The sequence below is a fragment of the Lacticaseibacillus zeae subsp. silagei genome, assembly GCF_030770335.1.
GTDB classification, from domain to species: Bacteria; Bacillota; Bacilli; order Lactobacillales; family Lactobacillaceae; genus Lacticaseibacillus; species Lacticaseibacillus zeae.
Window position 1 is genome coordinate 1,030,276 of record NZ_CP132484.1, and the last position, 15,079, is coordinate 1,045,354.

General features: G+C 48.4%; 10 protein-coding genes. 9 read left to right on the forward strand and 1 reads right to left on the reverse strand.

Annotation, left to right across the window (positions count from 1 at the left end; translation table 11 throughout):
- Positions 1-3: 3 nt before the first annotated feature.
- On the reverse strand, positions 4-792 hold the full coding sequence (locus LACZS1_RS04980) for an SGNH/GDSL hydrolase family protein (RefSeq protein ID WP_070650789.1): 789 nt from the start codon (positions 790-792) through the stop codon (positions 4-6).
- 254 nt (positions 793-1,046) lie between these two features.
- Between LACZS1_RS04980 and pcrA the strand changes: the two genes are divergently transcribed.
- The 9 genes from pcrA to LACZS1_RS05025 all read left to right on the forward strand — a co-directional run bounded on the left by pcrA (position 1,047) and on the right by LACZS1_RS05025 (position 14,887).
- A complete protein-coding gene (pcrA, locus tag LACZS1_RS04985) occupies positions 1,047-3,299 on the forward strand; it encodes a DNA helicase PcrA (RefSeq protein ID WP_070650791.1) in 2,253 nt (750 codons plus the stop codon).
- Between the two features lie 45 nt (positions 3,300-3,344).
- Complete coding sequence (gene ligA / locus LACZS1_RS04990) at positions 3,345-5,369, forward strand: NAD-dependent DNA ligase LigA (protein WP_070650793.1); 2,025 nt, start codon at positions 3,345-3,347, stop codon at positions 5,367-5,369.
- A 12-nt stretch (positions 5,370-5,381) separates the two neighbouring features.
- Positions 5,382-6,533, forward strand: a complete 1,152-nt coding sequence (locus LACZS1_RS04995; RefSeq protein ID WP_010489147.1) for a CamS family sex pheromone protein — start codon at positions 5,382-5,384, stop codon at positions 6,531-6,533.
- Between the two features lie 52 nt (positions 6,534-6,585).
- Entirely contained in the window at positions 6,586-6,882 is a 297-nt protein-coding gene (gene gatC / locus LACZS1_RS05000) for an Asp-tRNA(Asn)/Glu-tRNA(Gln) amidotransferase subunit GatC (protein WP_010489145.1), read from the forward strand.
- Positions 6,883-6,885: 3 nt separating this feature from the next.
- Entirely contained in the window at positions 6,886-8,340 is a 1,455-nt protein-coding gene (gene gatA / locus LACZS1_RS05005) for an Asp-tRNA(Asn)/Glu-tRNA(Gln) amidotransferase subunit GatA (RefSeq protein WP_070650795.1), read from the forward strand.
- Between the two features lies 1 nt (position 8,341).
- On the forward strand, positions 8,342-9,772 hold the full coding sequence (gene gatB / locus LACZS1_RS05010) for an Asp-tRNA(Asn)/Glu-tRNA(Gln) amidotransferase subunit GatB (protein ID WP_047105878.1): 1,431 nt from the start codon (positions 8,342-8,344) through the stop codon (positions 9,770-9,772).
- 214 nt (positions 9,773-9,986) lie between these two features.
- A complete protein-coding gene (locus tag LACZS1_RS05015; RefSeq protein WP_070650797.1) occupies positions 9,987-11,021 on the forward strand; it encodes a diacylglycerol kinase in 1,035 nt (344 codons plus the stop codon).
- Positions 11,014-12,384: a 23S rRNA (uracil(1939)-C(5))-methyltransferase RlmD gene (gene rlmD / locus LACZS1_RS05020; protein WP_306402781.1), complete on the forward strand. Its 1,371-nt coding sequence runs from the start codon at positions 11,014-11,016 to the stop codon at positions 12,382-12,384. The genes LACZS1_RS05015 and rlmD overlap by 8 nt, the downstream gene beginning before the upstream one ends.
- Before the next feature lie 451 nt (positions 12,385-12,835).
- Positions 12,836-14,887 carry a glycoside hydrolase family 3 N-terminal domain-containing protein gene (locus LACZS1_RS05025; RefSeq protein ID WP_070650801.1) on the forward strand — a complete coding sequence of 684 codons (2,052 nt, stop codon included), beginning with the start codon at positions 12,836-12,838 and terminating at the stop codon, positions 14,885-14,887.
- Positions 14,888-15,079 lie beyond the last annotated feature (192 nt).

Below are 15,079 nucleotides of genomic sequence, written 5' to 3' on the forward strand. Positions count from 1 at the left end.
GGATCATTCCTCCAAGATTTTGATAAGTAGGGCAGCGATTTGATCATGCCCCTGTTGATTAGGATGAAACGTATCACGCGGACCGTTAGCCGCAAAATCGGGAATGGTGATACCAGCCGGGCCGGTCACATCATCATGGCCTTGCCAGATCGTCGCCAAGTCAGCCACCGGCACGTGGTAGGAACGGCCAATCTCTTTGACAACAGCGTCAAATTTTAAATCCGCGGCGGCATACGGCCCGTTGTTCGGCGACCAGGTTGTCATGAGGATCAGTTGGGCGGTGGTCTTTTCCTGCAGCGTCGTCACAATGGTTGTGAGGGCTTGGCGGTAAGCAGCAAGGGTAGATGGCGTTGCACCACCCACAGCGTCATTGGTGCCAAACTCGATCGTCACTACGTCCGGCTGCTGCGCCACTAAGCCTGACAAGGCCGGGACGCCGAGATTGGTGGCAGTTTTACCGACTTCGGCAATGCCTGCTTCAGTAACGGTTTTTCCGGTTAATTGTCCCAACTGTTGGGTAAAAAGCGAGGTGAAGCGGCTGGCTTTTTTGTCTGCAAAAAGGCCGACAGAAAGGCTGTCGCCAAAAGGTGCGTAAACTAAAGTATCTTTCGAGCGAACCTTTAATTTAGCTAACGGCGTCTGCGGTACCGATGATGTCTTCTGTGAAGCACTTACTTGGCGCGAACTTGCGGATGTCGATGCACGACTGGATTTAGTTGCATGCCGTTGAACACCGCAACCGGCAGTTAACAATAATAATAAAAGTCCCAACCCCACCCAAACTTTTTTCATAGAACCACCTTTTTTGAGTCACTGTTTCTCTGACTGCTTTCTTTAAGTGTATCAGAGTGACCTGTCAACGCAATGAATATGCAATAACAACGAATGACGGAAATCTCGGGTCAAGCGGGAATCTAAAATAAGCATTAAATACCGCCTGTTTTGGCCGATATCGTATCTTGCCGGCACTCACGCTTAGGCCCAAAGTTTGGTACAATAGGTCAAGGAATTTTTCACTTGGTTTTTCTGAAAGGACGATTCGTTAAATGGTAATGGATGCCGCATTAAAGGGTATGAACGATAAGCAGGCTGAGGCGGTACTGGCCACCGAAGGACCGGTTTTAATTATGGCAGGTGCCGGCTCTGGCAAGACCCGGGTGTTAACGCACCGGATTGCTTATTTGGTAGAAGAAAAAAACGTCAATCCATGGAACATCCTTGCCATCACCTTCACGAATAAAGCAGCTCGTGAGATGCGTGAACGGGTAGGGAAACTCGTTGATCCCGAAATTGCCCGGGACATCTGGGTCTCGACCTTCCATGCACTTTGCGTCCGGATTTTACGGCGGGATATCGACAAATTGGGCTATAATCGCGCCTTTACAATTGCCGATCCGGCTGAACAGTTGACGTTGGTTAAACACATTCTGGCGGATTTCAATTTGGATCCCAAACGCTACGACCCCAAGTCGATCCTGGGGGCCATTTCGAATGCCAAAAATGATTTAATCGATCCGCAGACTTATGCCGATGAACAGGCTAATAGTCCCTTCACCAAAATTGTCGCGGAAGTTTATGCGGAGTATCAAAAACGGCTCCGTAGCGATCAGGCGTTGGATTTTGACGATCTGATCATGCAAACCATCGTGTTGTTTGAAAAGGACAAAGAGACACTGGCATTTTATCAACGTAAATTCCGCTACATTCACGTTGATGAGTATCAGGATACAAACGAGGCCCAGTATCGACTCGTGTACATGTTGGCGGAAGGTTACCACAATCTTTGTGTTGTCGGGGATGCGGATCAGAGCATTTACGGCTGGCGTGGTGCCAACATGCAGAACATTCTGGATTTCAAAAAGGATTTTCCTAAGGCTCGCGTGATTTTGCTTGAGCAGAATTATCGCTCCACGAAGACCATTTTAAGTGCGGCCAATGACGTGATTAAGAACAACCTGAATCGTCAGGTGAAGACGTTGTGGACCGAAAATGGCAAAGGTGACAAAATCACGTATTATCGCGCCCAAAGTGAAACTGACGAGGCGATTTTCGTCATTCGCCGCATCGAAGAAGAAATGGCCGAGCATCATCGCCACTATGGTGATTTTGCGATTTTGTATCGAACAAATGCCCAGTCGCGTGCGATTGAAGAAGCATTCGTCAAGTCCAATATTCCTTACAAAATGGTGGGCGGCCACAAATTCTACGATCGCAAGGAAATTCGGGATGCCCTTGCTTATTTCCGGTTGGTCGTCAATCCTGAAGACGATATGAGTTTCACGCGGATTGTGAACGAACCTAAGCGCGGCATTGGCAATACCAGTGTCGAAAAGCTGGAAGCATTTGCCAGCCAGCACGGGTGGTCGCTGTTGGAAGCAGCAGCCAATGCCGAACTCAGTCCCATTTCCGGCAAAGCGCGCGGTAATCTGGCGAAGTTTGGCAAAATGATTCAGGAACTCGGCACCCGCCGCAAAGATTTGAATGTTACGGAAATGATGCAGGCCATTTTGGATGAAAGTGGTTATCTGGATACGTTGCGGGCAGCACACACGCTGGAAGCCGATACCCGAATTGAAAACCTTGAAGAACTGCTATCGGTGACGCAAGGATTTGACGAGCGCTATCAGCCGGAGAATGAAGACAGTGACATTTTTGTCGACTTTCTGGCCGAGCTGGCGTTGTTGTCGGATCAAGACGAAGTAGAAGAAGATGCTCAGGAAGTCACCTTAATGACGTTGCATGCGGCTAAGGGCTTGGAATTTCCGGTTGTCTTTTTGGTTGGCATGGAAGAAGGACTTTTCCCGTTAAGTCGGGCGGCCATGGACGAAGGCGAGCTGGAAGAGGAGCGGCGTCTGGCTTACGTTGGCATCACGCGCGCCAAGCAGAAGCTGTATCTGTCCAATGCCTATGCCCGAATGCTATATGGTCAGCGGCAAAATAATCCGGCTAGTCGTTTTATTGAAGAAATCGATCCGGATTTGCTTGAAGTGGTCGGCGGTAATCAGCCAAAAAGCGATATTCCGTTTATTAACCGAACCGATCGGGCGTTTAGTTCGCCGTATAGTCGTCATGCCGAGACTGCCGCAACGCCGGTGACGGTCAAACCGGCACCGACAACCGGCGCTGGTCAAACCAGTTGGGAAGCTGGCGACAAGGTAACGCATCGTAAATGGGGAACGGGCACCGTTGTCAAAGTCACCGGAACAGGCGATGATCAGGAATTGGACATTGCCTTTAAAGCGATGGGGATCAAGCGGTTGCTAGCCGCGTTTGCCCCGATCAAGAAAATTGAATCTTAATGATTGGCTCGTGAGGATGAAGTATGGTGTTTAAGGAGGCTCGCCGTGTTAACAAAACCAGCTGCTCAATTTACGCTTGAAGAAGCCGAGGCGGAAGTCGCCAAGCTGCGCAAGCAATTAAATCAATGGCGTCTGGAGTATTACACCAAAGACGCACCGACCGTGACGGATAATGTTTATGACGATCATTATCGTGATTTGCAGGCGTTAGAAGCGGCATTTCCTAAATTGGTCACCCCTGATTCGCCGACACAACAAGTTGGTGATGTGATCAACTCGGATTTTGCCAAAGTTCAGCATCCGATTCCCATGTTGTCGATGGGTGACGTCTTTTCATTTGAAGAACTTAGCGAATGGGATGCGCGCATGCAGGCTAATGTTGGGCATCCGGTTGATTACAATGTGGAGTTAAAAATCGATGGACTTGCCTTATCGCTTATTTATGAAGATGGCAAGTTAGTCCAAGGCTCGACGCGTGGTGATGGTAACATTGGCGAAGATGTCACCAAGAATGTGTTGACCATCGACTCGGTGCCGAAAACCTTGAAGAAGCCGTTGTCACTCGAAGTGCGCGGTGAATGCTATATGCCTAAAGCGGCGTTTGCTAAATTGAATGCCCGGCAGGAAACTGAAGGCAATCAGCCATTCGCCAATCCGCGTAATGCGGCTGCGGGCTCCTTGCGTCAGCTGAATCCGCGCGTCACGGCCGGTCGGGAACTGGACACGTTTATTTACACGTTAATTGATCCTGATCGGTTTAACGTGAAAACACAACATGAAGCGATTGCGTTTATGCATGACCTGGGGTTTACCACGAATCCCAGTTCGGAAGTCGCCAGTGATATGCAGGCGATTGATGCTTACATTACCAAGTACACAAGCGATCGCGATGCGTTGCCATACGGAATTGACGGGATCGTTTTGAAGGTCAATGATTTGGCACTGCAAGCCCAGTTAGGTAACACTGTTAAAGTGCCACGGTGGGAAATTGCATATAAGTTTCCGCCTGAAGAAGCCGAGACAGTGATCCATGAAATCGTCTGGACAGTTGGCCGAACCGGGGTCGTCACGCCGACTGCGGTGATGGATCCGGTTCAGCTGGCGGGGACGACGGTTTCGCGGGCAACCTTACACAATGCGGATATGATTCATGATAAAGATATCCGCATTGGCGATACGGTCATGTTGCATAAAGCAGGCGACATTATCCCGGAAGTTTCGCGGGTGCTGGTTGCCAAACGCCCAGCAAATACGCCACCGACGCCAATTCCGGAAAAATGTCCGTCGTGTGGTCAGAAACTAGTTCACCTTGATGACGAAGTGGCGCTGCGGTGCATCAATCCGATGTGTCCGGCACAAATGCAGGAACAGTTGACGCATTTTGCTTCGCGTAACGCCATGAACATTGACGGTTTAGGGCCTAAAATTATTGCGCAGCTGCAGGCTAAACACCTGGTGCGGGATGTCGCCGATCTTTACCGCTTGACTGCGACCGATCTGGCTCAGCTGGACAAGTTCAAAGAAAAATCAATTAATAATTTATTAAGTGCGATTCATAACAGTCGGCAAAATTCCGTGGAACGCCTAATCTTTGGATTGGGGATTCGTCACGTTGGTGGGAAAGCCGCGCGAATTCTTGCGGAACATTTTGGCGACTTGGATCACCTGATGGCTGCCAGTCAGGAAGACATTGCGGAGATTCCTAACATTGGGCCGACCATTGCTGAAGCCGTTGTGACTTATTTCAAGACTGATACGGTACGAAAATTGATTGATCAATTGCGTTCTGCAGGCGTCAACCTACGTTATACCGGTCCAACTCAGCCGGCGGTAAAAGATAGCTTTGTTTCCGGGAAAACCGTGGTCATCACAGGCAAATTTGCCGAGTTTTCCCGCCCGGATCTGACGAAACAGCTTGAAAAATTAGGCGCCAAAGTTACCGGATCGGTTTCAAAGAAAACGGATTTGGTGATTGTCGGCGAATCAGCTGGCAGTAAGCTGACGAAAGCCCAGAAATTAAATGTTCCGACGATGGATGAAACAGAATTGTTGGCGAACTTGAAGAATTGAGGAACTTCATCAATGAAGAAATTTTTGACGTTAACCTTACTGACCGGTGCGGTTATGCTGTTAGCAGCGTGTGGCAAGTTGAATCTGGACAGTAATAGCAGCAGTACAGGCGGCACTAAAACAGGAAGCTACCAGACAACGGGAACGGTTGATAACAGTATGTATCAAGGGGTTATCAAGAACGGCCGTTATCAGACGAGCAGTGCACGTGGTTTGACACTGCAGCAAAATGACCAAGGCGACAACACCTTTAATATCAAGAGTATGGAAAGCGGCTTGCAAACGTTAGCCAAGAACCAGTTCCCGACTGATAAGTATTCTTTTGAAGAAGGGCAGCTCTTAAGCACCGCCACCGCCAGAAGTTGGCTGAAACGTGAATCAAAATCCAATGCTGAAGGCCTAAATCCGCCTGATAATGGGAAAAAGGATCCTGATACCCGTAATCCCATTTACTTGCAGCAAATTTTGGAGCAGGATTTCATGCTGCAGGATGGCAATAGCATGAAGTTAGGCGGGATCGCGATTGCGTTAGGCATGAACAAGGTCGATTATTATACCAAGACGGAATATGGCGCCCAGTATCAGACGGAAATCTCCGATGAAACCATCAAGAAACAAGGCGAAGCGATTGCGGCAAAAGTCGTCGCTCGCTTACGCAAAATGGAAAAAGTGCCAGATGATATTCCAATTGTGGTCGGCATTTATAAAAATGCGGAACAGGATAGTCTAGTTGGCGGCGTTTATGTCGAACATGCCACCAGTAAAAACGGCACCGATATCGGTTCATGGAAGAAACTGAACCAGCAAAATGAGGTTTTGCCGGTAGTTGGCGATCACAAGGCGATTAACAGTACCGTTTCAAATGATTTTTCCAGTTTTACGAATCAGGTAAAAGGGTTCTTCCCGACTTTAGCGGGGATTACGGCTCAGGCACATTATGAAGATGGCAACCTGGCTGGCCTTAATATCACCGTTAATACTCAGTTCTACGGGTTGACCGAAATTCAGAGCTTTACCCAGTATATTTCAACTGCTGCCAGCAAATACCTTCCTTCAGGCGTGCCGATTGAAATTACCATTCAAAGTACCCAAGGCATCCAGGCGTTTGTTTCGCGCAGTTCCGGTGACAAAGGCTTTTATACTCATGTATTTGGGAGTTATTGAGGCAATCTTATGGTAAACTACGAATGAAAAAGAAAATGAAAGCGGGGATTGCATGATTTCTAAAGACAGTGTTGCGCATGTGGCTGGTCTGGCCAAGCTGCAATTTTCTGAAGCTGATTTGGAGAAGTACACCGATCAGCTTGCGGAAATTCTGGATATGGTCGAACAGTTGGAACAGGTTTCGACCAAAGACGTACCGGTCACCACGCAAAGTATTCATCTGGCGAACGTAATGCGTCCGGATGTTGCCAAACCGGCGGAACCGGTTGCCGAATTGCTCAAGAATGTTCCGACTAAGAAGGGTACCTTGATTCAAGTGCCGGCGATTATTGATAAGGAGGACGATTAACGCGTGGATTACTTTAAGACCAGTCTCGATCAGCTTCATGAACAGTTGCGCACTGGTAAGTTAACCAGTCAGCAATTAGTTGATGAGACATTAGCCGGCATTGACAAAATCGACCGGGATGTTGCGGCTTTTCTTGCCATCAATGCAGACGGAGCCAAAAAGCAGGCAGCTGCTGTGGATGCTGCCGGGATTGATGCAGACCAACCGTTATCCGGGGTCCCGATTGCCATCAAAGATAACATCGTGACCAAGGGTGTGGTGACGACTGCAGCCTCCAAGATTCTGGCTAACTTTAATCCGATCTATAATGCAACCGTTGTCGAAAAACTTGCAGCAGCAGGTGCGATTAATGTTGGGAAAACCAATCTGGACGAGTTTGCGATGGGCTCTTCAACCGAAAACTCGGCTTTTAAGACAACCAAAAATGCGTGGGATTATACGCGCGTTCCGGGTGGTTCTTCAGGCGGTTCTGCGGCTGCTGTTGCTGCTGGTGAAGTGGTCGCTGCTTTGGGTAGTGATACTGGTGGCTCAATTCGTCAGCCGGCTGCTTTTAACGGCATCGTCGGGTTCAAACCGACATACGGCCGGGTTTCCCGGTGGGGGCTTATTGCCTTCAGCTCAAGCCTTGATCAAATTGGGACGCTGACTCGTAACGTTAAAGACGCGGCGCAGGTTCTGAATGTGATTGCCGGCCACGACGAACGGGATAGTACGACCGCCGACACACCAGTTCCTGACTACACCGAAAAGATTGGCCAAGCAATCAAGGGCATGAAGATTGCGTTGCCTAAGGAATACTTAGGCAAAGGGGTCGATCCGGCAGTTGCCGACAAGATCAAGGCGGCGGCTAAACAGCTTGAAGACTTGGGCGCAACGGTGACGGAAGTTTCACTGCCGCACACCCAATACGCTGTCCCGGCTTATTACATCATCGCCAGTTCTGAAGCTAGTTCGAACTTGCAGCGATTTGACGGGATTCGTTATGGGTTCCGCGCCAAAGACGTGCACAATATCGAAGACGTTTATGTTCGCTCCCGGTCTGAAGGCTTCGGACCGGAAGTTAAGCGGCGAATTATGTTGGGAACCTTTAGTCTATCTGCCGGTTTTTACGATGCTTACTTCAAAAAAGCCGGCCAGGTACGGACTTTGATCACCCGTGATTTTGAAGCCGTCTTTAATGATTATGATTTAATTATCGGACCGACAACACCGACCGTCGCCTTTAAAATTGGCGAAAAAGTCACCGATCCGGTCACGATGTACATGAATGATATTTTGACAATCCCGGTTAATTTAGCCGGCTTACCGGCAGCCTCCGTACCGGCAGGCTTTGTTGATGGGATGCCGGTTGGGTTGCAACTCATTGGCAAGCCGTTTGCCGAAAGCACGATCTTCCAAGTTGCCGCAGCTTTTGAAGCGCAAAACGACTACTTAGCACAGATCCCGGGAGGCAAATAAGATGAATTTTGAAACGACAATCGGGCTTGAAGTCCACGTTGAATTAAAAACCAAGTCAAAAATGTTCTCACCAGCGCCGGTGACTTATGGTCAGGAACCTAACACTGAGACCAATGTCATTGACTGGGGCTTCCCGGGTGTCTTGCCGAGTATTAACCGCGGCGCTTACCAACTTGGTATTATGGTTGCCTTGGCATTGCACGCGGATGTGACCCGCGAGACGCATTTTGATCGGAAGAACTATTTTTATCCGGATAACCCAAAAGCGTATCAGATTACCCAAAGTGAGAAACCGCTTGGGACAAACGGTTGGGTTGAAATTGAAGTCAATGGCAAGAAGAAAAAAATCGGCATTGCGGAACTGCACGTTGAAGAAGATGCCGGTAAAAACCAGCATGAAGACGACGGCTATTCCTATGTTGACTTGAACCGGCAAGGCACGCCGCTGGTCGAAATCGTCTCCAAGCCGGATATCACCAGTCCGGAAGAAGCGTATGCCTATCTTGAAACGCTTCGCCAGATTGTGCAGTTTACCGGTGCTTCCGATGTTAAAATGGAAGAAGGTTCCATGCGTGTTGACACCAATCTCTCCATTCGGCCAATCGGGCAAAAACATCTTGGCACTAAAACCGAAATCAAGAACCTGAACTCCTTTGTTCATGTTCGCGATGGGCTGGCATTTGAAGAAAAGCGCCAGCAGTCGGTATTGCTTAGTGGTGGTGAAGTACGCCAGGAAACCCGGCGCTGGGATCCGGATGCAAAAGAGACCATTTTGATGCGGGTCAAAGAAGGCGCCGATGATTATCGGTACTTCCCGGAACCGGACTTACCGCCTGTTACGGTATCACAACAGTGGATTGACGAGGTTCAGGCATCGTTGCCACAACCGCCGGCAGAACGACGTGAGCATTACATCCAAGACTGGGGCATTCCAGCATATGATGCCGGCGTTTTGACCCAGACCAAGGAAATGTCGGACTTCTTTGAAGCCACCGTGGCGCAAGGTGCTGATGCCAAGCAGGCGTCTAACTGGCTGATGGGTGAAGTATCTGGCTATCTGAACGCCAAGCATATGGAACTAGGGCAAGTTGCGCTGACCCCGGAGCATTTGGCAGGGATGATCAAGTTAATCGGTGACGGTACGATTTCCAGCAAGATGGCTAAGAAGGTCTTCAAAGAAATTATCCAACATGACACCGATCCTGATCATTGGGTTCGCGAAAAAGGCTTGATCCAACTGTCTGATCCGGCTAAACTAACCCCGATTATCACCGCGGTGTTGGATGATAACCAGCAAAGTATTGATGACTTTAAAGCTGGTAAGGACCGGGCAATTGGCTTTCTTGTGGGTCAGATCATGAAGCAAACACATGGTCAGGCCAATCCTAAAGTCGTCAACCAAATTCTGATGGCAGAAATCAAGAAGCGCTAATTCGTTTCAGTACTTGTGAATCATTAGCAAGTAAGCATACAATTGGTAAAGATTGACGGCGGTCCGGAGTGAATCACGGGGCCGCCGTTTTTCCGGTTTAGGCTAAGCTAAAATTTGCGTTATGCCAGATTTGGACATGCACTAACCGAATAAAGATAAATCACAAGTTCGCAGCATTGCGCGTTAACTTGTGCACTGAAGGAGTCAATAAGCCATGAGAAAACGAGCGCGTTTGATTTACAACCCTACCTCCGGCAACGAAGGGCTAAAGCGTTTCGTTCCTGACATTTTAGATATCATGGAGCAAGCAGGCTATGAAAGCTCGGCGTTTCAGACGACGCCGAAGCCTTTTTCTGCTCGCGAAGAAGCAAAACGCGCCACGGAAGCCGGTTTTGAACTAATTGTCGCGGCTGGTGGCGATGGCACCATCAATGAAGTTGTCAACGGCATCGCTCCAGCCAAGAAACGACCAAAGATGGCGATCATTCCTGCTGGCACCACCAATGACTATGCGCGGGCACTGCGGATTTCCCGGGATGACCCGGTTGAAGCAGCGCGGGTGATTTTAAAAGGGCAGACCCTGGCGATGGACATTGGTCAGGCAAACCATCATTACTTCATGAATATCGCGGCAGGCGGCTTATTAAGTGAGCTCACCTACTCAGTGCCGTCTGAAGTTAAATCGATTTTTGGTTATTTTGCTTATGTGATTAAAGGAGCGGAAATGCTGCCGGCTGTTCGGACGATGCCGATGAAGCTGGAATATGATGGCGGCGTTTACGAAGGTCCGGCCAGCATGTTCTTTCTCGGTTTGACCAATTCGGTTGGCGGCTTTGAACAGATTGTGCCTGACGCAGCCTTAGGCGATGGCAAGTTTTCGCTGATTATCGTCAAAACGGCGAATATGGCGAATTTGCTGAAGCTGATGGCGTTGGTGTTCAACGGCGGGCGGCATGTTGATGACCCAAACATTATTTACACCAAGACCAGAAAACTGAAAGTCAAAACCGGCGGCAATGAAACGCTTAAAATCAACCTAGATGGTGAATATGGCGGCGATGCCCCGATGACATTTGTTAATTTGAAGCAACATATTGCGATGTATGCTAATCTGGATGAAATCCCAACCAAGAATCTTGGGACGGATGCGCAGAAGCAAAAGGATTACATGGCAGAAGTCGAATCGATCTCGCATCGTGATATTGATGGTGATGGTCAAATCGGCTCACAAGACGAAAAGGATGACTAATTTGGCCCAACCAGCTGTTACCAAGAATCAGGATCTGGAAGTTACCATTCAGGATCTCACTTATGAAGGCATGGGCGTCGCAAAAGTCGCTGGCTTCCCGCTGTTTATCGAGGATGCTCTGCCTGGTGAAAAGATGCAGGTGCACGTGCTCAAGGTTCAAAAACAATACGGCTTTGCTAAGGTGACCAAACGCCTGACGGACTCACCGGATCGGGTTGCGGGTGCAGACGGTGCTTATATTCGCACAGGAATTGCGCCGCTGTCGATTTTAGCCTATCCGGCGCAATTGAAGTTCAAACAGCGCCAAATCGAAGAACTTTATAAAAAAGCCCACTTAGCGATTGATGTCTTGCCGACCATTGGCATGAACCATCCGCTCGGTTACCGCAACAAAGCACAGGTGCCGGTCCGCATGGTCAACGGTGAATTGCAAACCGGTTTCTATAAAAAACACAGTCATGATCTGGTGCCAATTGAAGATTTTCTGATTCAGGATCCTAAAATTGACCATGCCATTGTGGTTGTTCGTGATCTTTTGCGAAAATATCAGGTTCCCGCGTATGACGAACGAACCAACCGCGGCGTTATCCGGAATATCATGGTTCGCCGCGGTCACGCCACGCACCAGATGATGATCGTCTTGGTATCGCGCACATGGCAGGTGCCGCACCTTAAAGATATTGTCGAAGAAATGACACTGGCACTACCGGAAGTTACAAGCGTTGTGGTGAACTTAAACGATAAGCGCACCAATGTCATCCTTGGTCGTAAATCAAAAACGATTTATGGTCAGGATTACCTTTTGGATAAACTGTTAGGCAGCGAATTTCAGATTTCGCCAGTTAGCTTTTATCAGGTGAATCCGGTTCAAACCGAAGTACTCTACACCCAAGCCATTGAAGCCGCGGGATTGACCGGTAAAGAAACTGTCATTGATGCTTATTCCGGTATCGGCACCATTTCGCTCACCATGGCGCGTCATGCCAAACACGTTTATGGCGTTGAAGTGGTTGAATCAGCGGTGCGCGATGCTCAAGAAAATGCCGCGCGAAACCATATTAAAAATGTGACGTTTGAAGTTGGCAAGGCAGAAGATGTGATTCAGAAATGGAAAGATGCTGACTTGCCGGTAGATGTCCTGATGGTTGACCCGCCGCGTAAAGGTTTGGACAAGAGCTTCATTGATGCGGTGGGTTACATGAAACCGCCAAAGATCATTTATGTTTCCTGCAATCCTGCAACATTAGCGCGTGACTTGCAATTGTTGGCAGGATTCGGCTACACCGCTAAGCAGACACAACCGGTGGACATGTTTCCCCAGACGCAGCATATTGAAAGCATTACGGCTTTGACGCTCGATTAATTTTGGACGTAAGGTCTTTTATCAAGTATTTAACGCATAAGTATTCAGAAAAGCCAACCTTAGTGACGAAAATCGTCGAACTGAGATTGGCTTTTTTAGTAGTGATTGCCTTATCTTATCGTTAAAAATTAAATAGTTATAAATCAATTATTGCTTGACACGATTAGCAATGGCGCATACGCTTACACTGTCGTTAATGGCTGGGATTTGCAAACTAAACGGGAGGGGATAACGAAATATTAATAATATTTCAACTTTCGGTATAGTAATAGAAATGACTAGGAATTGCTATTTTCCGAAAAGAATGAGCCTGTGCTTAATGATTCTCTAGACAACTGGATTTAGTGCGCTGTCAAGTCTACCAGTTATTAGCGCTTGGCAGTCATCTCACCTGATAAAGAATATGATGTTAAGTATTTGTTGGGAGATTTGTGGAAGGAGAAGGACTTTCATGAAGAAGTTTGGCAAACGGGTGGCGTCCATACTTGGATGTGGCGTCTTACTTTTAGGATCAATTGGTCTATCTTCAAGTGCTTCAGTCGCTCATGCTGCTGGCGACCAACCGATTAGTGATGCGGAACTGAACCAGTACATTTCCAAAATGTCGCTTGATGAGAAAATCGGGCAGATGTTTGTTTCACGAACACCACAAGACACAGCCCAGGCACGTGCCGATGTGGCAAAATATCATCTCGGCGGCTTAATCGTCTACGGTGCTGATTTCACAAGTGTGGAAGGATCAACACCGGAGGCAGCACAAACAGCCTTTAAGAACAAATTGCAGAGTTTTCAAGATAGCGCCAAGTTACCGTTGCTGATTGGCGTCGATCAAGAAGGCGGCAGTGTTTCGCGATTGAGTCAGAATCCGTTGATTGCAAATGGGCGCGCTTTTCCGTCACCGCAAGCCTTATTTGCTGAAGGCGGCATGGCGAAAGTGACCCAGGAAGCGCAACAGGTTGGCACGATACTTAAGAATTTGGGCATTAACTGGAATTATGCGCCGGTCGCTGACAGCACGGCTGATACCGATAGTTTCATTTATCCGCGCACGATCGGTCAAGATTATACGGCAACAGCCGATTATATTTCACAGGTTGTGCCTGCATGGCAAAATACTGGCATTGCGGCGACCGTTAAGCATTTTCCCGGTTATGGTTCGGCAGTTGACACCCATACTGATTTTGCCGTTATAACAAAGTCAGAAGAAGCTTTTGAAAAAGAGGATCTATTGCCGTTTAAAGCAGGCATTGATGCTGGCGTTGATTCCATTATGATTGCCCATATTGTGATGCAATCCGTCGATCCGGTTTATCCGGCTTCACTTTCCAAGCGTGTTGTCACTGACCTTCTGCGTGATAAACTCGGGTATAAAGGGTTGATTATTACCGATGCGCTGGGGATGGGTGCCATTACTAAATTTGCGGCCAGTCATAACAACGTTCCGGTCGACGTTCTGGCGGTCGCGGCTGGGAATGACTGCATTATGAACGATGATTATGCGACGGCCATTCCGCAGATTCACCAAGCCGTCACCAATGGTCAGCTTTCGGAACAGGCGATTGATCAGCATGTTTTCCGGATCTTGTCATTGAAGCGTAAGTTGGGTCTTTTAACTGCCGCCCAACTCGAAACCAAACAGGTACGGGTCGATAACGTGGCTTATGACCAAGCGAAAAAGACGGCAACTGTGTCCGGTACCGTTGTGGACAGCAACTGGCAAACCGGTGAACCGTTGACGGTTAAAGATGATCAGGGACATGTCGTTGCTACGGCTGATGTCGGTGCCGGCGGTAAATTCAACTTCACGATTCCGTTGACGGCAAAGGCACAACAGCTGACCTTGACCACCGGATTGCCGGGGATTGAAGACGCTCAGGTGACAATTGAACCGCTACAAGTCGCTAAAGTCGATAAAACCGCGCTTCAAACACTAGTGAACCAAGGTGCTGCTTATGTTGCCAATGATTACATCAGCGATTCGTGGGGTAAATATCAAGTCGCGCTGGCTGCGGCCAATCAGGTTTTAGCGGATCAGGAGGCGACCCAAGATGCGGTTGACCAAGCAGTGCAAACACTGCAAACAGCGATTGCCGGACTTGTAAAAACGAATGTCAAAACCAATAAAGATGCTTTACAGCAATTGATTGAACAAGTCCTAGCATATGACGCCAAGCGATACACCAACAGTACTTGGGAAAAACTGGAAGCGGCATTGGCTGTGGCCAAAAAGGTTCTTGCTGATAAAAATGCAACACAACCTGTCATTGATCATGCGGTTCAAGTGCTAAAAGCGGCCGCAATCGGCCTGGAAACACAAGTTAATGGTGCCGGACAGCAGAAGAAAGTGGCCTTTGCAGACAAAAAATTGCCTAACAAGGTTGGTGGAGAAAACAACGTGATGCCGCGTGCAGGCGAGAAAGTGGTGAACGGCCTTGTCATGCTCGGTGTCGTGCTTATTTTGACCACGGCAGGCATGATTTGGTGGCGTAAAGCACGTGACTAAAATGATCAGGTAGTACGATTGCTTCTGGCAAGTTATTTGGAAGATGATGCTAACAAGAACGCCCGATCGAGTTGCCATAAGATCGGACGTTTTTGATATTGTAGAAGATTTGTCGAGACTTCTCCTGACGTTCTCTTCACCGATTTTTGGGCAAATCATGATAACCCCCTAAATATTTGCTCATTCGAGTTG

Coding starts and splice junctions, on each gene's coding strand:
- LACZS1_RS04980 (WP_070650789.1), bottom strand. CDS start 792: ATGAAAAAAGTTTGGGTGGGGTTGGGACTTTTATTATTATTGTTAACT.
- pcrA (WP_070650791.1), top strand. CDS start 1,047: ATGGTAATGGATGCCGCATTAAAGGGTATGAACGATAAGCAGGCTGAG.
- LACZS1_RS04995 (WP_010489147.1), top strand. CDS start 5,382: ATGAAGAAATTTTTGACGTTAACCTTACTGACCGGTGCGGTTATGCTG.
- gatC (WP_010489145.1), top strand. CDS start 6,586: ATGATTTCTAAAGACAGTGTTGCGCATGTGGCTGGTCTGGCCAAGCTG.
- gatB (WP_047105878.1), top strand. CDS start 8,342: ATGAATTTTGAAACGACAATCGGGCTTGAAGTCCACGTTGAATTAAAA.
- LACZS1_RS05015 (WP_070650797.1), top strand. CDS start 9,987: ATGAGAAAACGAGCGCGTTTGATTTACAACCCTACCTCCGGCAACGAA.
- rlmD (WP_306402781.1), top strand. CDS start 11,014: ATGACTAATTTGGCCCAACCAGCTGTTACCAAGAATCAGGATCTGGAA.
- LACZS1_RS05025 (WP_070650801.1), top strand. CDS start 12,836: ATGAAGAAGTTTGGCAAACGGGTGGCGTCCATACTTGGATGTGGCGTC.